The organism is Parvibaculum sp., assembly GCF_030651915.1.
Lineage (GTDB): Bacteria > Pseudomonadota > Alphaproteobacteria > Parvibaculales > Parvibaculaceae > Parvibaculum.
The window spans coordinates 47,126-65,623 of sequence record NZ_JAUSBV010000007.1 but is presented as its reverse complement, the minus strand read 5'-3'; the positions used below and the strand labels follow the sequence as shown (position 1 = coordinate 65,623).

At 61.6% G+C, this 18,498-nt stretch carries 20 protein-coding genes, 1 other RNA gene and 1 pseudogene; 2 read left to right on the top strand and 20 right to left on the bottom strand.

Annotated elements, in window-relative coordinates:
- The first annotated feature begins 1 nt into the window (after position 1).
- Entirely contained in the window at positions 2–325 is a 324-nt protein-coding gene (locus Q7V31_RS10790) for a 2Fe-2S iron-sulfur cluster-binding protein (RefSeq protein WP_304734158.1), read from the top strand.
- Positions 326–391: 66 nt separating this feature from the next.
- Here the strand turns inward: Q7V31_RS10790 and Q7V31_RS10785 are convergent.
- The 20 genes and pseudogenes from Q7V31_RS10785 to Q7V31_RS10690 form a co-directional block, all read right to left on the bottom strand.
- Positions 392–831, bottom strand: a pseudogene (locus tag Q7V31_RS10785) (aquaporin); the annotation flags it as partial.
- A gap of 76 nt (positions 832–907) precedes the next feature.
- Positions 908–2,815 (bottom strand): ATP-dependent zinc metalloprotease FtsH, encoded by a 1,908-nt coding sequence (ftsH, locus tag Q7V31_RS10780; RefSeq protein ID WP_304734157.1) that lies wholly within the window; start codon positions 2,813–2,815, stop codon positions 908–910.
- A gap of 175 nt (positions 2,816–2,990) precedes the next feature.
- Positions 2,991–4,322 carry a tRNA lysidine(34) synthetase TilS gene (gene tilS / locus Q7V31_RS10775; protein WP_304734156.1) on the bottom strand — a complete coding sequence of 444 codons (1,332 nt, stop codon included), beginning with the start codon at positions 4,320–4,322 and terminating at the stop codon, positions 2,991–2,993.
- A gap of 40 nt (positions 4,323–4,362) precedes the next feature.
- Positions 4,363–5,280 carry a tol-pal system protein YbgF gene (gene ybgF, locus Q7V31_RS10770; RefSeq protein WP_304734153.1) on the bottom strand — a complete coding sequence of 306 codons (918 nt, stop codon included), beginning with the start codon at positions 5,278–5,280 and terminating at the stop codon, positions 4,363–4,365.
- Between the two features lie 161 nt (positions 5,281–5,441).
- Positions 5,442–5,936 carry a peptidoglycan-associated lipoprotein Pal gene (gene pal, locus Q7V31_RS10765; protein ID WP_370690651.1) on the bottom strand — a complete coding sequence of 165 codons (495 nt, stop codon included), beginning with the start codon at positions 5,934–5,936 and terminating at the stop codon, positions 5,442–5,444.
- A 341-nt stretch (positions 5,937–6,277) separates the two neighbouring features.
- Positions 6,278–7,552, bottom strand: a complete 1,275-nt coding sequence (gene tolB / locus Q7V31_RS10760) for a Tol-Pal system beta propeller repeat protein TolB (protein ID WP_304734358.1) — start codon at positions 7,550–7,552, stop codon at positions 6,278–6,280.
- Positions 7,553–7,734: 182 nt separating this feature from the next.
- On the bottom strand, positions 7,735–8,544 hold the full coding sequence (locus Q7V31_RS10755; protein ID WP_304734152.1) for a hypothetical protein: 810 nt from the start codon (positions 8,542–8,544) through the stop codon (positions 7,735–7,737).
- Between the two features lie 9 nt (positions 8,545–8,553).
- Positions 8,554–9,012 carry a protein TolR gene (tolR, locus tag Q7V31_RS10750; RefSeq protein WP_304734149.1) on the bottom strand — a complete coding sequence of 153 codons (459 nt, stop codon included), beginning with the start codon at positions 9,010–9,012 and terminating at the stop codon, positions 8,554–8,556.
- Positions 9,013–9,015: 3 nt separating this feature from the next.
- Positions 9,016–9,741 carry a protein TolQ gene (gene tolQ / locus Q7V31_RS10745; protein WP_304734148.1) on the bottom strand — a complete coding sequence of 242 codons (726 nt, stop codon included), beginning with the start codon at positions 9,739–9,741 and terminating at the stop codon, positions 9,016–9,018.
- A 250-nt stretch (positions 9,742–9,991) separates the two neighbouring features.
- Positions 9,992–10,465, bottom strand: a complete 474-nt coding sequence (locus Q7V31_RS10740; protein WP_304734147.1) for a YbgC/FadM family acyl-CoA thioesterase — start codon at positions 10,463–10,465, stop codon at positions 9,992–9,994.
- On the bottom strand, positions 10,462–11,511 hold the full coding sequence (ruvB, locus tag Q7V31_RS10735; RefSeq protein WP_304734145.1) for a Holliday junction branch migration DNA helicase RuvB: 1,050 nt from the start codon (positions 11,509–11,511) through the stop codon (positions 10,462–10,464). The genes Q7V31_RS10740 and ruvB overlap by 4 nt, the downstream gene beginning before the upstream one ends.
- Entirely contained in the window at positions 11,508–12,119 is a 612-nt protein-coding gene (gene ruvA / locus Q7V31_RS10730) for a Holliday junction branch migration protein RuvA (RefSeq protein ID WP_304734144.1), read from the bottom strand. Before ruvA ends, ruvB begins: the two co-directional genes overlap by 4 nt.
- Positions 12,116–12,643 carry a crossover junction endodeoxyribonuclease RuvC gene (gene ruvC, locus Q7V31_RS10725; RefSeq protein ID WP_304734143.1) on the bottom strand — a complete coding sequence of 176 codons (528 nt, stop codon included), beginning with the start codon at positions 12,641–12,643 and terminating at the stop codon, positions 12,116–12,118. Before ruvC ends, ruvA begins: the two co-directional genes overlap by 4 nt.
- 100 nt (positions 12,644–12,743) lie before the next feature.
- Positions 12,744–13,490 (bottom strand): YebC/PmpR family DNA-binding transcriptional regulator, encoded by a 747-nt coding sequence (locus tag Q7V31_RS10720; RefSeq protein ID WP_304734142.1) that lies wholly within the window; start codon positions 13,488–13,490, stop codon positions 12,744–12,746.
- Positions 13,491–13,696: 206 nt separating this feature from the next.
- Complete coding sequence (locus Q7V31_RS10715) at positions 13,697–13,840, bottom strand: hypothetical protein (protein ID WP_304734141.1); 144 nt, start codon at positions 13,838–13,840, stop codon at positions 13,697–13,699.
- Entirely contained in the window at positions 13,837–14,652 is an 816-nt protein-coding gene (locus Q7V31_RS10710) for a TIGR00282 family metallophosphoesterase (RefSeq protein WP_304734140.1), read from the bottom strand. The genes Q7V31_RS10715 and Q7V31_RS10710 overlap by 4 nt, the downstream gene beginning before the upstream one ends.
- 2 nt (positions 14,653–14,654) lie before the next feature.
- Entirely contained in the window at positions 14,655–15,245 is a 591-nt protein-coding gene (locus tag Q7V31_RS10705) for a 5-formyltetrahydrofolate cyclo-ligase (protein ID WP_304734139.1), read from the bottom strand.
- A gap of 27 nt (positions 15,246–15,272) precedes the next feature.
- Positions 15,273–15,429, bottom strand: a non-coding RNA gene (gene ssrS / locus Q7V31_RS10700) — 6S RNA.
- Positions 15,430–15,498: 69 nt separating this feature from the next.
- Positions 15,499–15,858: a cell division protein ZapA gene (locus Q7V31_RS10695; protein WP_304734137.1), complete on the bottom strand. Its 360-nt coding sequence runs from the start codon at positions 15,856–15,858 to the stop codon at positions 15,499–15,501.
- Between the two features lie 25 nt (positions 15,859–15,883).
- A complete protein-coding gene (locus Q7V31_RS10690) occupies positions 15,884–16,150 on the bottom strand; it encodes a DUF4164 family protein (RefSeq protein WP_304734135.1) in 267 nt (88 codons plus the stop codon).
- A 288-nt stretch (positions 16,151–16,438) separates the two neighbouring features.
- On the opposite strand from Q7V31_RS10690, the gene tkt reads away from it, so the two are divergent.
- Positions 16,439–18,487: a transketolase gene (gene tkt, locus Q7V31_RS10685; RefSeq protein WP_304734133.1), complete on the top strand. Its 2,049-nt coding sequence runs from the start codon at positions 16,439–16,441 to the stop codon at positions 18,485–18,487.
- Positions 18,488–18,498 lie beyond the last annotated feature (11 nt).

Sequence of the window (18,498 nt, the reverse complement as noted above, 5' to 3'; positions counted from 1 at the left end):
AATGACTGTCGTCAGATACATCGAAGCAAACGGAACCGAACACAGGGTCGAGGCCGAAAACGGCATCTCGGCGATGGAAGCCGCGGTGAAGCACAGCGTGCCCGGCATCGACGGCGATTGCGGCGGCGCCGCTGCCTGTGCCACCTGCCACGTCTATGTCGACCCCGAATGGCTTGCAAAAACAGGCCCCGCGGCAGACGGCCTCGAAAAGAGCATGCTCGAATTTGCCGAAGACGTGCGGGAGACGAGCCGCCTCGCCTGCCAGATCGAGGTCACCGGCAAGCTTGATGGACTGGTGCTGCGATTGCCGGACAGACAGCACTGAACGATCCGCAATGGACGCAAAAAAGGGAGGCCGGCGGCCTCCCTTTCCATTTCGATGTGGGCGAACCTAGTCCGCCTTGCCGAGCCATTTGTAGACGACGCCTGCCAGGATCGCGCCCGCGATGGGCGCTACCCAGAAGAACCAGAGCTGATCGATCGCGACGCCGCCTTCAAGGATTGTCGGACCGGTGCTGCGCGCCGGATTGACCGAGGTATTCGTGACCGGAATGCTGATCAGATGGATCAGCGCCAGCGCAAGGCCAATCGGAATGCCCGCAAAGCCGGCAGGGGCGCGCTTGTCCGTCGCGCCCAGAATGACGATCAGAAAACCGAAGGTGAGCACGACTTCGATAATGGCCGCTGATTGCAGGTTGTAGCCGCCGGGAGATTTCTCCGCATAGCCGTTGGCGGCGAGCCCATTGACGCCGATGTCGTAGCTCGCCTTGCCGACGCGATGAGATAGAGAATCGCCGCCGCCATGATCCCGCCCAGCAACTGAAAAACGATCTAGGGCGCGCGGCAAACAAAAAAGGGAGGCTCAAGCCTCCCTTTCCGATCTCCATTCAACGTCCGGCGGCCCGGCTCAGGTTCCTTGCGGCGCCGGCGGCGCCCCGATGGGACCCGTTGTCGGCACGGAAGAAACCGGGCCCACATCGGCTTTTTCGGGTTCACCGCGCTCGCGCACCGGCAACTCACCCTTCAGAAGGCCGATGATCTCGTCGCCCGAAAGCGTCTCGAATTCGAGCAGACCCTTGGCGATCGTGTGCAGATCGTCGATACGTTCGTTCAGGACCTTTTTCGCTGTCTCGTAACCTTCTTCAACGATGCGGCGTACCTCGGCGTCGATCTGGCGCTGCGTCTCCTCGGACATATTCTGGTGGCGCGCCACCGAGTGACCGAGGAACACTTCTTCCTCGTTATCCTGATAGGCAAGCGGCCCGAGCTTGTCGCTCATGCCCCAGCGCGTGACCATGGCTTTCGCCAACTTGGTCGCCATCGAAATATCGGACGAAGCGCCGGACGTCACCTTGTCATGACCGAAGATCAGCTCTTCGGCAATACGGCCGCCCATGGCAACCGCGAGGTCAGCCTTGAGTTTGGCGCGCGTAACCGAAAGTTGGTCGCGTTCCGGCAAGCGCATCACCATGCCGAGTGCACGGCCGCGCGGAATGATCGTCGCCTTGTGGATCGGATCGGAGTCCGGCATGTGCAGCGCAACCAGCGCGTGGCCGCCCTCATGATAGGCCGTGAGTTTCTTTTCCTCCTCGGTCATCACCATCGAGCGGCGCTCGGCGCCCATCATCACCTTGTCTTTGGAGTCCTCGAAATCGGCCATGGTGACAAGACGCTTGCCACGCCGAGCCGCCATCAGTGCCGCCTCATTGACGAGGTTGGCAAGGTCGGCACCCGAGAAGCCCGGCGTCCCGCGCGCGATGGTGCGAGGCTCGACATCCGGCGCCAAAGGTACCTTCTTCATATGGACCTTGAGGATCTTTTCGCGGCCGATGACATCCGGGTTCGGCACCACGACCTGCCGGTCAAAACGGCCGGGGCGCAGAAGTGCCGGGTCGAGAACGTCCGGGCGGTTGGTCGCCGCGATCAGGATGATGCCTTCATTGGGCTCGAAACCATCCATTTCGACCAGCAGCTGGTTCAGTGTCTGCTCGCGTTCGTCATTGCCGCCGCCGAGGCCGGCGCCGCGATGACGGCCGACCGCATCGATTTCGTCGATGAAGATAATGCAAGGTGCATTCTTCTTCGCCTGCTCGAACATGTCGCGCACACGGCTGGCGCCAACGCCGACGAACATCTCGACGAAATCGGAGCCGGAAATCGTGAAGAACGGTACATTCGCTTCGCCGGCGATCGCGCGCGCCAGAAGCGTCTTGCCGGTGCCGGGCGGGCCGACCAGCAGCACGCCTTTCGGAATGCGGCCACCGAGGCGCTGGAACTTGGCCGGATCGCGCAGGAAGTCGACGATCTCGGTGAGATCATCCTTGGCTTCATCGATACCGGCGACATCGTCGAACATGACGCGGCCGTGGCGCTCGGTCAGAAGCTTGGCCTTCGACTTGCCGAAGCCCATGGCCTTGCCGCCACCGCCCTGCATCTGGCGCATGAAGAAAATCCAGACGGCGATAAGGAGCAGCATCGGGAACCAGGAAACGAGAACCCCGAGAAGCGACGGAACGTTCTCGTCAGATGGTTTGGCGGTGATCTGAACACCCTTGCTGTGCAACCGTTCGACCAGCGCCGGATCGGCCGGCGCGATCGTCGAGAAGCGGCGACCGTCGGCATATTGGCCCGTAAGCTTGTCGCCCTGAATCGTAACCTCGCGCACCGTGCCCGCTTCAACGTCGGACAGCAGTCGCGAGTAATCAATCGCGGTTGACGTGCTGCTCTGCGGCGCCGGACCCTGAAAAAGGTTAAAAAGCGCGATCAACAGCAGCGCACCCAGCACCCAGACGGCGAAATTCTTGAAATTGGACAAAGGTCTTACCTTCTCTACCTGACGACAGGCTCAGCGATGCAGAGGATGTGCCAAAGACAACCCTGCCCTCGACCGTTTCTAATCTATGAGAAACATAGTGACCATATAAAGGTTTACCAAGGCCTTTGGACTGATTTCCCGGATGTAGCATCAACCGCGCCAGGGATGGCAAGCCTCAGACTTGGGCAAAAAATTCGCAAGACGCCAAGGATGCACGCGCCTTCACTTCAGCAGCGAGCGTCCCCAGATGGGGCGCGGACACAAGCGATTCCCCGGCCCAAAGCGCCGGCAAGGCCATCAGCACAGCTTTGGGAGCGAGCGGCGGCACCCAACCTGCCGCATCCAGCGCCGAAAGCCCTTCGATGCCGAGCGCGCGCACATCAAGGTATGGATGCCCTCCCCCGGCCTCCAGCCCCACCTTGAAACGGTTGTCCCATGTGCCGCCCTCGCCCGGCGCAAGCCGCAGGGTCGGTGTCTTCCGCACAGCCGCCATTTCCCGCACGGCCAGAAGCCGCCCGCGCGTCAACGCAAATTTGACGCCATTGAGCGTCCGTCCCCGGCCCAGCGTCCGGTCGAGCAGCGCCGCCTCAATTGCCGCCAAACCTTCCATGCGCGGACCATACGCACGCCCGCTCACGGCTTTTAGAATGGCGGCAAGCGCCCGCAGGCGAGTTTCGGACGGCGCAGCGGCGAGCCCCGCCGCATCCGCCTCGACATAGCCAAAGGGGAAGAGAACCGCATGCGTGGCCAGCAGCGCCTGAACCTGCGTCTCAAGCACCTCTCTCGCGCGCGCCATCCGTCGCGCCGTGCCGGCAAGACCGGCAGCATCGAAGCCAAGTGCCTCAAGGACATGCATTGCCTGACGGATTTTGACGCGATCAAAACGGTCGTTCTCGTTACTTGGATCGAGAATGGGCTCAAGCCCGCTCTGGGCCACGGTCGCAGCAAGGCGGCCGCGCGGCAGATCGAGCAGCGGCCTCAACAGACGCACCGGTGGATCGCCCGCATCAAGCACCCGCGCCGACGGCATGGCCGACAATCCATCGACGCCGCTGCCCCGGCGCAGGCGCAGCAAAAACGTTTCGGCTTGATCCTCGAGATGATGGGCAACGAGGAGGTCGCCACACCCCCGTTCGCGACATGCCGCTGCAAGCAACCGGTAGCGCGCCTCACGTGCCGCCGCTTGAATACCGCTTTCTGGCTTGTCTCCTCCCCAGTGCACAATGTCGTGCGGAATGCCAAGTGTGGACGCCAGCCGACCGGCCGTCTCCGCGTCGACCGCTGAACCAGCGCGGAGGCCGTGGTCGACAGTCAGTGCAAAAAGGCGCACCCAGGGATGACTTCGAACCCATCTGGCGGCGAGGATCAGCAGCGCCAGCGAGTCCGGCCCTCCGGAAAACGCGACCGCAATGGTATTTGACGGATTGTGCGGGAGCAACCGTTCGGCAAACTCGCCAAGCTGGATCGGAAGGTGACCAGACGACGCCAGATCTTCTTGAACGCGCATCGGGCTTTTTCCTTCTGCGAGTTGATCTCCGGTCGGCAACTCAGCAGCCAGCCTTCTCACGCTCCAGCTTGTTGCGCGCAACAACGGCAGGCGAGGCTTGCGGGAATCGCGAACCGAGCTCGCTCCAGACCGTGCAGGCGGCGTCCTTGTTGCCGAGCGCGGCGAGGCTCATGCCGAGCTTGAGCAGGCTATCAGGCGCCTTGTTGCTCGACGAATAGGTCGTATAGCCGGTCAGAAAGGCATCGCCCGCCTCCTTATGCCGGTTCTGCGCGTAATAGGTCTCGCCGAGCCAATACTGCGCATTGCCCGCCAGCGTGTCGTTCGGGTGAAGCCGCAGAAATTCGACAAACGCGGCGCGCGCCTGATCGTACTGGCCGCGCTTCATCAGATCGATGGCAAAATCGTACTGCACCTGAGGCGTTCCATTGGGAAGCACGGCGGCAGCAGGTGTCGATACCACGGGGGTGGCACCCAGCGAACCTTCGGCCGAGGCCGGTCCGGATCCGGCCGCACCCTCATCGCCGCCGGATGCCGTGGCGGCACCTGGCGCCGAACCGCCACCCTGCGCATCCTGAAGGCGCAAGTCCATATCGGCCTTGAAGAGCTGCAGTTCCCGATTCATCTGTTCGAAGCGATGTCCCATCTCTTCAAGGCCACCGTTGAGCCGGCGAACCTGTTCTTCGAGCTCGAAAATTCGCGACTGAGCGTCGGCCGATCCGGCGGCGCCACCGCTGAGCGGCGTGGGAGTGCCTGTGGAGGTGCCGCCGCCATAATTCTGCCGCTGCAGATCGGTGATTTCACGCTCGATCCGATCGAGCCGATTGCCGACCGCGCGCATGTCGACATCGCTGCCCGACTGGGCGACCGCCGCATCGGCGGCAAGCAGGGAAAGGCCGATCAGCGCGGACGCCGAAATGGTCCAAAGGACGTTATTTGTCCGCCGAATACCAGGATGCAATCGAACCTCCAGCGCCTGTCTCACTCCACCCTCCGCATCCTAGCCGCAACTAAGACAAAATTGGGGCGCCCTCACCCGGGCGTGGAAAACAAGGAAGCGCCCTTCCGCAATCGGCGGAAGAGCGCTTCCAGGAACTTAGCCGCTTTCGACGATAACGCCGACTAGCTGCCGACGCCGGAGGCAACGACCGTCACAGCACGACGGTTCTGGCTCCAGCAGTTGTCGTTGGAGTCGAGGCAGACCGGGCGCTCTTTACCGTAGGACACGGTGTTGATGCGACCGCCATTGACGCCGAGGCTCACGAGATAATCCTTCGCGGCGTTGGCACGACGGCCACCGAGCGCGAGGTTGTATTCGCGCGTGCCGCGCTCGTCGGCATGACCTTCAAGCGTGAAGGTCAGGTTCGGGTAGAGCTGCATCCACGCCGCCTGACGCTGCAGAGTGGCGCGGGCTTCGTCGCTGAGCGACGAACGGTCGGTGTCGAAGAAGACGCGGTCGCCAACATTCGCGACCAAATCTTCCGGCGAACCGGGGGTGATGGTGCCGGCGCCAGAGGACGATCCGCCGGTATCCGTGGCGGTCGAGCTGCAAGCGGCCAACATGAAGAAAGCAGCGGCCACAGCGGCAATCCGCAGGCCAGCGTTCGGGGACTTCATTCGGGTGATCTCCTTTTGATCTCAGCGGCCATGGCGCCTCAGCGCTCAATCGATTTGCTACTTTTGCACGAGACACCCCGCGACAAAACAGGCGATGCCCGATTTATCCAGAGAAAACCGCGTGCAACTTATCACTGGTTCCAATAGCCCGGAAGCAGCTTGCATCGCCCACAATTGGCCGACGCTGGGGGTTGCTGTACCGCAACACCCTGTGTGCCACAGCCCTGATAATGACGCAATAAGGGCCAATCACTCTGCGACTTTTCGGTCAAGCTTACGTGACATTTTTGCATCATATTTTAAGCGCCGGGGCTTCGCAGCGCATTAAATCCATTCCTCGATCACTGGATACGGGGAGACCAGGCCGGATCGGAGGCAAAGGTCGGGGTCGGCACCGGACGTTCGTTGTGACCCGTCACATCGACCGACCAGAGGCTCGGCCCGCCTTGCGCGCCCCGCGTCTCGCGGAAGAACATCAGCACGCGCCCATTGGGCGCCCAGGTTGGTCCTTCATTGTGAAAGCCCTCCGTCAGCACCCGATCGCCTGTTCCATCGGGACGCATCACCCCGATCACAAAGCGACCGCCCGAGATTTTGGTGAAGGAAATAAGATCTCCACGCGGCGACCAGACCGGCGTTGCATAGCTGCCCTGACCAAAACTGATGCGCCGCTGGTTGGAACCATCCGCATTCATTACGTAAATCTGCTGCGAGCCGCCGCGGTCGGACTCGAACGCAACCTGACGACCGTCCGGCGAATAGCTGGGCGACGTATCGATGGCGGCTGTGTTCGTGAGCCGCGTCACCTGCCGGCTACGAAGATCCATCGTGTATATATCTGCATTGCCGCCACGTTGCAGGCTCATGATGATTTTTTGACCATCCGGCGAGAACCGCGGCGCGAAAGTCATGCCGGGGAATTCGCCGACGACTTCCTGCTGGCCGGTCTCAATATCAAGCACATAGACGCGCGGCGCATTGTTGCGATAGGCGAGATAGGTGATTTCCTGCGAGTTGGGACTGAAGCGCGGCGTCAGCACAAGTTCATTGCCCCGCGTCAGCATGCGCGGGTTGTGGCCGTCCTGATCCATAATGGTCAGGCGTTTGACTCGATTGTTCTTCGGTCCTGTCTCCGAAACATAAACGATGCGCGTATCGAAATATCCATCCTCACCGGTCAGGCGTTTGTAGATGGCGTCGGATATCAGATGCGCGACACGCCGCCAGTTGTCGGGCGTCGTAAAGAACTGAAGACCGGTCAGCTGTTGCTCGGCGTAAACATCCCAAAGCCGAAATTCAACACGGAGGCGGCCATCGGATTCCATGCGCGCCTGTCCGGTGACGAGTGCCTGTGCCTCGATAATGCGCCAGTCACCGAAGCGCGGCTGAACGTTGATATCGTCGAGTTTCTCGATGAAGGATGCCTTGGGCAACGGCCGGAAAAGACCGGACCGTTCAAGATTGTTTGTCACAACGCCGGCGATATCCGCCCCGACCGAACCCTCCTGTCCGGGTGTACCCAGGAAATCGACAATCGCAATCTTCAGGGGATCGACGGTCCCCCTGTCGATGTCGATCTCGAGCGCTGCATGAGCGGCACCGAACGGGAGCGCCATTGCCAATACGAATGCGAGCGAACGTGCCGCGATGAAACGGACGGCCCTTGCCCAGAGCAAGACACGGTCAGCATTGCGAAATTCATACATCGCGGTTTCTCCTGAAAAAGGAACGTTCATTCGGCGTCTCGTCGTTCCGTCAATGATCACCGACGGTCGTCTCCGCCCTGCTTGCGCTGGCGTCACATCATTCCGCTCAAATTGAAGTTCAGATTCATCTCACGCCAGTTCTGGTACTTGTTGAGCGGCAGAAAAGCATAGGGCGCGCACTGCAATACCGCGCCGACCGCACGTTCGGCGAGCACCCGCGAACCGGCACCACCTCCGGCGCGCACAACCTGCGGACGCCCGACAACCGAACCGTCCTGGTTGAAATTGGCGCGCACAGTCGCAAAAAGCTTGTCGGCATCCGCACTTCCAACGAGATCGCCCACATTATAGCAGCGCGACACGGCTTGCCTCACGGCATCCATCTCGCTGAGCGAGATTTGCATTGTCGGGTCGTCCGTATAGTCCGCCGTCACACTCTCCTCAACCTTCGGCGCAGGCTGCGGCTTGGCTGCCGCCTCAGGTGCCTTGTTGAGCAGGGCCGCAATTTGCGTCGGATCGAATTTGCGCTCCGGCGGCTTCGGCGGCGCCGGCTTCTCGACCTTCTTCTCAACAGGCTTCGGCGGCTCTTTCTTTTCCACGATCTTTTCCGGCAGAGGCTCCGGTTCCTGCTCAGGGGGCGGCGGCGGCGCGGGCGGCGGCGGCGCGGGCGGCGCATCGGCCTTCGGCCGCTCGATCTCCTTCGGTGGCTCGGGCTCGTCGACCGGCGGCTTTTCGACCTTCGGAAGACGCTTGAGGTTTGTCAGCTCATCCACAGTAATGAGGTCAACAGGCAGCGCGCGCGTCTCCACCGTGGGCAATTCCTCGGGGGACGGAAGGGTCGCCAGCGCGATTGCCACTACAAGGCCATGCGCAGCAACCGAAAAGAATACCGAATTGCGCATTCTCGCCGTTTATCTCTCACCGGCTCCGCGCGCCGGCTTGGTTTCAGACTCCGTAACAAGAGCAACGCGGGAAAATCCAGACGAACTGATGACGCCCATAACCTTCATTACCTCCCCATAGGGAAGCGAACCGTCGGCGCGCACAAAAATGCGCTGCTCATATCCGTTCTCCGCAATGGCCAGCAGCTGCGGCACCATGGCGTCGATCTCGGTCGGCGTCTCCTGCACAAAGATCGCGCCGCTGCCATTGAGCGTGATCGTCAACGGTTCATTGTCGCCCGAAATCGGTGCCGCCTGCGTTTTCGGCAAATCCACCGGTACGCCGACGGTCAATAACGGTGCCGCGACCATGAACACGATCAGCAACACCAGCATGACGTCGACAACCGGCGTCACGTTGATCTCGGCCATCGGCGCTCTGGCAAAACGGCCGCGCCGCGCGCTCTTGTTGCCAACCGACATGCCCATGGCTCAGCCTCGCTCGTCGAGCTGCCGCGACAGGATCGCGGAAAACTCGTCGGCAAAGCTCTCCAGGCGCCCGCCAATGCGCGACACCTGATTGGAGAAGCGATTGTAGAAAATAACGGCCGGAATGGCGGCCAGCAGACCAAGCGCCGTCGCAAAAAGCGCTTCGGCGATGCCCGGCGCCACAACGGCAAGATTTGTATCGCGGCTGATCGCAATCGACTGGAAGGCATTCATGATGCCCCAGACGGTGCCGAAGAGGCCGATAAAAGGCGCCGTCGCGCCGACGGTCGCCAGAAACAGAAGCCGGCCTTCGAGATTCACCATCTCGCGACTGATCGTCACCTGCATGACCTTGTCGACACGTTCCTTGAGGCCGATGAACGAACTTGCGGCAATATCCTGCGAACGGCGCCATTCACGCATCGCGGCGATGAAAAGCACGGAGAACGGATGCTGCGGCCGATGCCCCATTTCCTGATAGAGGTCGTCGAGCGATCGCCCCGACCAGAAGATGCGTTCGAACTGATTGGCGCGCCGCTCGATGCGGGCAAATCGCCACCACTTGTCGAAAATGATCGCCCACGACCAGATCGAGGCGAAGAGAAGGCCCAGCATCACGAGCTTGACGACGATGTCGGCCCGCAGGAACAGTCCCCACATGGAGAAGTCCATGGCGGCGGTATCGACCGTCGTCTCGGTGATGATCTGGGCAGTGGTGACGGGATCCATCGGATTGCCTCTCCGTGCTAGCGAACTCGATGCAGGAAGCGGCACATCGCAGACGCGGCATCCGCATCCGGGCATCTATGCCCGCCGCGCCTCGCCGTTGAATGTGTGCCCCCGAATTGAGGCCGAAGTTAGTCTGTCAATTATGTCATTACCGTGGCGCGTTTCCGGATTACGACTGCCCCCTCAAGAGGTTAGCGACGCGGTGTTGCGGGGCGACAACATCTTGGGCAGGTAACTATTACAGTCAGGTTTAATTGTCTTCGGCGGCAACAAACGGCGCCAGTGCCTGTTGCACTTGAGCCGGCAGGCGGCGGGGCCGGCCACCGCCATCGAGACAGGCCGCGACGACCCGCGCCCGCCAGATCGGCTCCGGTTCGGCACCCTCGAAAAATCGCAATATCGTCTGCTCGGCCTCAATTCTCGCGCCGCTGGCTCGCACATATCGGGTCCGCACTTCAAGTCGGTCATCAATGCGCGCCGGCCTCAGAAAGTCGATTTCCATACGATAAACCGCGAAGGCAAGTGGCTCCGCACCATCAAAAAGGCTGGCGTGGTGAACGCCTGCAAGCCGAAGAAAATCGGATCGGCCGCGCTCGGCAAAGCGCAGATAGTTGGCGTGGTAGACAATGCCCGAAAAATCTGTGTCCTCGTAGTAGACCCGGACAGGCAGGCGATGCGTCTGGCCGTCGATCCGGCCGGCGAGGTCTGGCCACTCGTTTGTCATTTACCGCCACCGCTCTCGCCGCTGTCGAAAAACGCCCCCTGCCCCACCGGTCCTGACGGCGGCGCAATGCCGAGATGAGCGAACGCGGCAGCAGTCAGCATCCGGCCGCGGGGTGTCCGGTTCACCAATGCCTGCTGGATGAGATAGGGCTCGATGATTTCCTCAATGGCGTCGCGCGGTTCGGAAAGCGCGGCGGCAATCGTCTCGACTCCGACAGGCCCGCCCGAAAAACCGACGGCAATGCAACGGAGATAACGGTGATCGAGAGCATCAAGCCCCAGCTCATCGACTTCGAGGCGTCGTAATGCCTTGTCGGCCGCTTTCGCGTCGATGGACGCAACCCCTTCGACAGCGGCGAAGTCGCGGACCCGGCGCAGGAGCCGGCCGGCGATACGCGGCGTCCCGCGCGCACGGCGCGCGACCTCATGTGCACCGTCGGACGTCATTTCGATGCCCAGCACGCCGGCGCCACGTCGTACAATGCTTTCAAGCTCGGATATCTCGTAGAAATTCAGCCGCACCGGAATACCGAAGCGGTCGCGCAACGGTGTCGTCAAAAGCCCGGTACGCGTCGTTGCGCCGATCAGCGTGAACGGCGCCAGTTCAATCCGGACAGAGCGTGCGCCGGGACCTTCGCCAATGATCAGATCGAGTTGAAAATCCTCCATTGCCGGATAGAGGATTTCCTCTACGGCGGGCGCCAGCCGGTGGATTTCATCGATGAACAAGACATCGCGAGGTTCAAGATTGGTAAGGAGCGCGGCGAGATCGCCAGCCTTGGAGATGACCGGCCCTGATGTCGCCCGGAAATTGACACCAAGTTCGCGCGCCACGATCTGCGCCAGCGTTGTCTTGCCGAGGCCCGGCGGGCCGGCGAAGAGCACATGGTCGAGCGCCTCGCCACGCGCCCGCGCTGCTTCGATGAACACCGAGAGGTTCTCTCTGGCCCGTGCCTGCCCGACGAAATCGGCGAGCACTTGCGGTCGGAGTGAGCGCTCAAGCTCATCTTCCTGCCGTTTGGCAGCGCCAAGAATGCGTTCCGTCATCGCGCCAGCTCCTTGAGGCCCTGCCGGATCAACGCTTCGGCACTGGCATCCTCGTCAAGGCGCCGCGCCGCCGACGAAACCGCGCCAGCTGCCTGCGCTTGCGGATAGCCCAGATTGACGAGCGCCGACACCGCATCACGCATCGGTTCGGAGGCAGACGCTACATCGCCGCCAGCACCGTTGAGAACAGCGGCAAGTCCCGTCCCCGCCGGCGTCTTGTCCTTCAACTCGGCCACGATACGCGCCGCGACCTTTGGACCGACCCCCGGCGCGGCCGACACCGCCTTCTTGTCGTCCAGCGCAATCGCGCGCGCAAGGTCGGCGGGAGTCAGCGCCCCAAGAACACCAAGCGCAACACGCGTCCCTACACCTTGCACGCCCAGCAACAGCCGGAACCATTCACGTTCGTCGTCAGTTGAAAATCCAATCAGGCGGATGGCTTCGTCGCTCATCTTGGTCTCAATGGAGAGCGTCAAGGGACCACCGCGCGCCGGCAACGTGGAGAGCGTCCGCCGCGAACAGGTGACATGATAGCCGACACCACCAACGTCGATGACGACCCAGTCCTCGCCCGTCGAGTCGACAATGCCTTTGAGTTTGCCGATCATCGAGAGGCTCCGGCTCGCAGAAGCGCCGCCGCAATACGCTCGTCGGCGCCACCCCAATGCGCATGGCATATGGCGATCGCAAGCGCATCGGCGGCATGTTCGGTGTTCGGCTTCGCGCCGGAAAGAAGCATCTCGACCATTAGTGCAATCTGCATTTTTGTGGCATGGCCGGCGCCGACCACCGATTTTTTGATCCGGTTTGGCGCATATTCGGCGACCGGCAGCCCGGCCCGAGCGACGACCAGAAGCGCAATGGCCCGAGCCTGGCCAAGCTTCAGTGCCGCCGCCGCATCGCGCGCCACAAACGCCTGTTCAACTGCCGCCGCAGTTGGCGCATGGTGAACAAGCACATCCAGCAGACCTGTCTCAATCTCGACCAGCCGCTGCGCCAGCGACGATCTGGCATTTGAAACGATGGTGCCATTGGCAAGGTGGACGAGCCGAGATCCGGCAACCTCGATCACGCCCCAGCCGGTTGCGCCGAGGCCCGGATCGATACCGAGGATTCTGAGCGATGCCGACATAGGCGGCTGTCCTCCAAACAGACAAGCAGCGAGCGTCTGCCGGGTTCATATCCGCGACGGGAGCAGGAATGAATGCCTTGAACCAATCCCGGGGGACGACTTAGGCCGACATCTTCTCCAGCACCGAATCGGACATCTCGAAGTTCGCATAAACCTGCTGCACATCGTCGTTGTCGTCCAGCGCTTCGAGCATCTTCAGCACCGTCTCGGCCTTCTCATCGTCAAGGCCTATGGTGTTTTGCGGTTTCCAGACGATCCGGGCAGAGCGCGGTTCGCCAAACCGAACCTCAAGGGCCTTCGCGACCTCATGCAGTGCATCGGGGGCACTGTAGAGTTCATGGGCGTCGTCGCTCGACTGACAATCGTCGGCGCCAGCGTCGATAGCCGCCTCGATCATGTCGTCGGCGCTGGCAACGCCGGCTGGATATTCAATCAGGCCGAGCCGGTCGAACATGAAGGACACCGAGCCGGTTTCGCCGAGATTGCCACCGTTTTTGGTAAAAATCGCCCGCACCTCACCGGCCGTCCGGTTGCGGTTGTCGGTCAGGGTTTCGACAATCACGCCGATGCCGCCCGGCCCGAAGCCCTCGTACCGGACTTCTTCATAGTTCTCGCCGCCCTGGTCCGAACTACGTTTGACGGCCCGCTCGATATTGTCCTTGGGCATGTTTTCGACCCGTGCCGCTTGAATAGCGGCGCGCAGGCGCGGATTATACTCAGGATCCGGCAAGCCCATTTTGGCCGCCACGGTGATTTCCTTGGCAAGCTTGGCGAACATCTTGGCGCGCTTTTTGTCCTGCGCGCCCTTGCGGTACATGATGTTCTTGAATTGTGAATGGCCGGCCATTCCGTCTCCCAATATCCGTCGATGCAAGCGGGATTCGGGCGCACTTATAGAAGCCGCCTCGATCAAAATCCACTGCCCGTCCAAATGATAAAATACACCAATAAACTGTTTTTTGGCGACACACACCATCTGAGTGTATTCGGCGCCCGTATCCCGTCACGAATTCCCGCGCTGCGGATCCCGGGGCCGCTCGCCCGTCTGATGGCTCAATCCATGCCCGGCGCCACGCGGCATGCACCAGCCGCGAATTTCGCTCGGACGCACATGGCCACCGGACAGCGCATGATTACATGGAAATTGGCGCTGGCACGCTTGTCGTTGTCGGCCAGGACGACCCACATCTTTGTCACATCTCCGGCACGACGGAACGAAGACGGCCGCCAATGCGAACCGGGTCAACCCGACGCGCAAGACCCGTCGCCGCATCGGTCTCGACAAATACACCGCACAACGTCGCAGGCCCCAGCGCGGGCTGAAACCGTCCGCTCGGAATCTTCGTAACAAACCGGTTGAGCGGCTCGTCTTTTTCCATTCCGATGACCGAATTGTAATCACCGCACATGCCGGCATCCGTCTGATAAGCCGTCCCACCGGGAAGTATCTGCGCATCGGCAGTCGGCACATGGCTATGCGTCCCGACAACGAGCGATGCGCGGCCATCGCAGAAATGTGCCATCGCCATCTTCTCCGACGTGGCCTCGGCATGAATGTCGATCACAATCGCATCCGCTGCTTGCCCCAGCGGGCAAGCCTCAAGCTCCCGATCGACCGCCGCAAACGGACAATCAAGAGACTCCATGAAGACGCGCCCGAGCGCATTCACAACCAGTACGCGTGCGCCCGACGGGCTCTCAACGAGAGTCGCACCGCGACCAGGCGTGCCAGCAGGATAGTTGACCGGACGGATCAGGCGCGGTTCCCGCTCGATATGCACAAGCGCTTCGCGTTGGTCCCAGGAGTGATTGCCGAGCGTGATGACGTCTGCGCCGGCATCGAAAAACTCGTCGCAAATCGCACCGGTGATTCCAAACCCACCGGCGGCGTTCTCGCCATTGACGATCACAAAATCAAGTTGCAGATCGCGGCGCAGCTTCGGCAATTCGGCGACCAGCACATCGCGGCCGCTGCGGCCGACAATATCGCCAAGAAAAAGAAACCTCATTCTCACACTCCGGAAGACGCGACAGCAAAAGCCCGCGCGCCCACTTCGGTCACAATCCAGTCAAGTCGGGCATCGAATTCCTCTTCCGGCAACTCATCTGCCTCTTGCGCGGAAAAGGCAATGCCGACCGCAACAACGCCTGATTTCTGCTGCCGGAGCACTGCAAGCGTGCGGTCGTAATAACCGCCACCATATCCGATACGCCGGCCCACCCGGTCGAATGCCAGAAGCGGCACGAGCACGATGTCGGGCCAGCACTCAGGCGCACCGACATTGGGCTCCCTTGTACCGTGGGCCCCCGCGATAAGCGCGTCGCCAGGCTTCCACCGGAGAAACGCCAGCGGCGCGGCCTTCCGCACAACACGCGGTAGTGCGCAAACATGGCCCTTCGCCGAGGCGCGCGCGAGCAGTTCAGCAGGGTCAGCCTCGCTCCCGATTGCCGCATAGCCCGCGATAGAGGCATCGGATCGCATGGGAACCGAGTCAAAAAAATGGTCGGCAAGGCGGGACGCGATGCCTGAACCGGCCTTGGCGCATGCCACATCCCGGCGCAGAACCGCCGCGGCACGCGCCGCCTGCTTTGCCGCGTTCATGACGCCGACCCCGGAAAATGTCGGAAAGGTGGGGCCACCTTGGCCGTTGGAACTTCGTTCCCCGGAGACCTACTAACGTAGGTGGGCGCCGTATGAAGAAGACCACGGTCTCCCTCAGGGACAGCTCCCTTGAGGACCGTAAGGCCCCGAGAGTATGTGTTCCTGACGCACCAGGCAGCACCCGGCTCTATTCTATCGGCCTTCAAGGCCCCCCGGGTCAAGCACTCAGCGTCACGACCGAACGGGGCGAGGTTCACGCCGCCTCGATGCGCTTGGCGAGATCCTCGATGCGGCGCGCCGCATGGTCAAGCACATCGGCAAGCGCGTCCTCCGCCTCTTGCGACCGGTCCAGCGCCGACGTGCGGGCTCCGGAGAGGTTTTCGATTTCCTGATCGAGCATTTTCGCCTTTTGCAGCGCTTCCGACAGTTCGTCGGTAATCAGCAACCCTGCCATCAAAAGCAGGCGGGCATCGCCAACCTGCCCGACCTCCTGCGCCAATGCCGTCATGTGCTTGTTCATGTAGGCCGCTAGTTCGCGGACATGATCTTCTTCGCCATCGCCGCAGGCCACCGTATAGGTGCGATCGTTCAGCGAAACCTTGACCTGCCCCATCGAAATCCCCTTGAAACGCCGCGTTTCAGGCCTCGGCCAGCACCTCGCGGATGCCTTCGATGGCGTCCGCCAGTGTTTCCGACGCCCGTTCATTGAGCTCATTGAGTCGCCGCGCTTCCGACCGCATCTGATCGAGTTCTTCGGCAAGGCCGGCCCTGTCTTCCTTCAGCGTATCGACTTCTTCCTGCAAGCGCTTTGCCGCCTGCGCGCGCACGACCTGCCGGTTGATCGTCGCTTCCAGCTTGTCGGCCGCGCTTGAGAAGCGCTCCATCGCCGAATCGAGTTTGGTCATGCTTTTGTCCGGCTTCGAGGCGCCATGCGGCCTCGCCACCCAAGATAGGCGCGGCAGGGAAACGAGGTCAACGGCAGCCCTGCGAATAGCAGCGCAGGCGATATGTAAAAAAGCAGAGGGATGTGCCTGAAAACCGCCACTGGAACGCCCATTCCGGCATTGACTCAACGGGGTCCCGTGGTCATTGTGGCGCCGCTCTCGGGAGGGCCCGATCCGAGCCAGACCTGCGGTTCTTGAAGCCCGCGACCTCCATGCCCGCTCAGGCCCGCCTGGGCTACAGAGTGACAAATGACAACAACCGAAAAATCCGCCCTCGCCAGGAAGGCGGAAGCCTCAGCCGGGAAGACACCGGCAGCTTCCCATCAGTCCCTCGCCAATGCCATTCGCGCACTGGCAATGGATGCGGTGCAACAGGCGAATTCCGGGCATCCGGGCATGCCCATGGGCACCGCCGACATCGCCACGGTCCTCTTCACCCGCTTTCTGAAAATCGATCCGCGAGCGGCCGAATGGCCCGACCGGGATCGTTTTGTGCTTTCGGCCGGCCATGGCTCAATGCTGCTTTATGCGGTGAACTATCTGCTCGGCTATGAAGATATGACCATCGAGCAAATTCGGAACTTCCGCCAGCTCGGCTCCATCACTGCCGGACACCCGGAATACGGCCACGCGGCGGGCGTCGAAACCACGACGGGCCCGCTCGGCCAGGGCATTTCGACCGCGGTTGGCATGGCGCTCGCCGAACGCCTGCTCGCGGCACGCTTCGGCGGCAAGATCGTCGATCACTTTACCTATGTACTGGCTTCGGACGGCGATCTGATGGAAGGCGTCAGCCACGAAGCAATCAGCCTTGCTGGCCATCTGAAATTGTCGAAGCTGATCGTCCTCTATGACGACAACGGTATTACAATCGACGGCGCGCTTTCCCTTTCAGAATCGGGCGACGCCCTGAAGCGTTTCGACGCTGCCGGCTGGAATGCAACCCGTATCGACGGCCACAATCCCGACGAGATCGCCGCCGCCATTGAGAAAGCGCAGAAATCCGACCGCCCGACCTTGATTGCATGCCGCACGGTGATCGGCTACGGCTCACCCAACAAGCAGGGCAAGTCCTCATCCCATGGCTCGCCGCTCGGCGCCGATGAGATTGCCTTGGCGCGCAAGGAACTCGGCTGGTCGGCGGAGCCCTTCACCATCCCCAGCGAGACGCTCGATGCCTGGCGCATTGCCGGACTGCGCAATGTAAAGACGCGCAAGGCATGGGAAGAACGCCTCGCCGCGCTCGACGCACCGACCCGCATTGACTTTGAACGGCGCCTCGCCGGCGATCTGCCGGCAGAGCTCGGCAAGGCGATTTCGGCCTTCAAGGAGAAACTGGTCGCCGACAAGCCGAAATGGGCGACACGCAAATCTTCGGAGGAAGCACTGAACGTCATCAACGCAGTGCTGCCCGAAACGATCGGCGGCTCCGCCGATCTGACCGGCTCCAACAATACGCGCTCGAAAGAACAGAAAGTTGTGACGGCTGAGGATTTCTCGGGCTCCTTCATCCATTACGGCATTCGCGAACACGGCATGGCCGCCGCGATGAACGGCATGGCCCTGCATAAAGGCCTCATCCCCTATTCAGGTACCTTTCTCGTCTTCACCGATTATTGCCGTCCGGCGATCCGCCTGTCGGCGCTGATGGGTCAACGCGTCATCTATGTGATGACCCATGACTCGATCGGCCTCGGCGAGGACGGCCCGACGCATCAGCCGGTCGAACATCTGGCAAGCCTGCGCGCCATGCCGAACCTGCTGGTCTTCCGTCCGGCCGACGCGGTCGAGACGCTCGAATGCTGGCAACTGGCGCTCGAAGCGAAGGATACACCGTCGGTGCTCGCCCTGACGCGCCAGAACCTGATGCCGGTTCGGCTCGAGAATTCCGAGAAAAATCTCTGCGCACGCGGCGCCTACGAGCTCGCACCGGCCTCGGCCAAGGCGAAGGTTTCGCTGCTGGCAACCGGATCTGAAATCGAAATCGCAATGGCGGCACAAGCCATGCTCGAAAAGGACGGCATTCCGTGCCGTGTCGTTTCGATGCCCTGCCTCGACCTCTTCGAACGGCAGTCCCGCGAATTTCGCGACGGGATGCTGGGCGAAGGCACTGTGAAAATCGCTATTGAAGCCGCCATCCGTTATGGCTGGGACCGTTATATCGGCGCCGACGGCGACTTCATCGGCATGGAAGGTTTCGGCGCCTCGGCGCCTGCGCCCGATCTCTACAAGCACTTCAACATCACCGCTGAGGCGGCTGTCGCTGCGGCCAAGGCAAGACTTGCGGAAAAGCCGTAAGAAATCACACG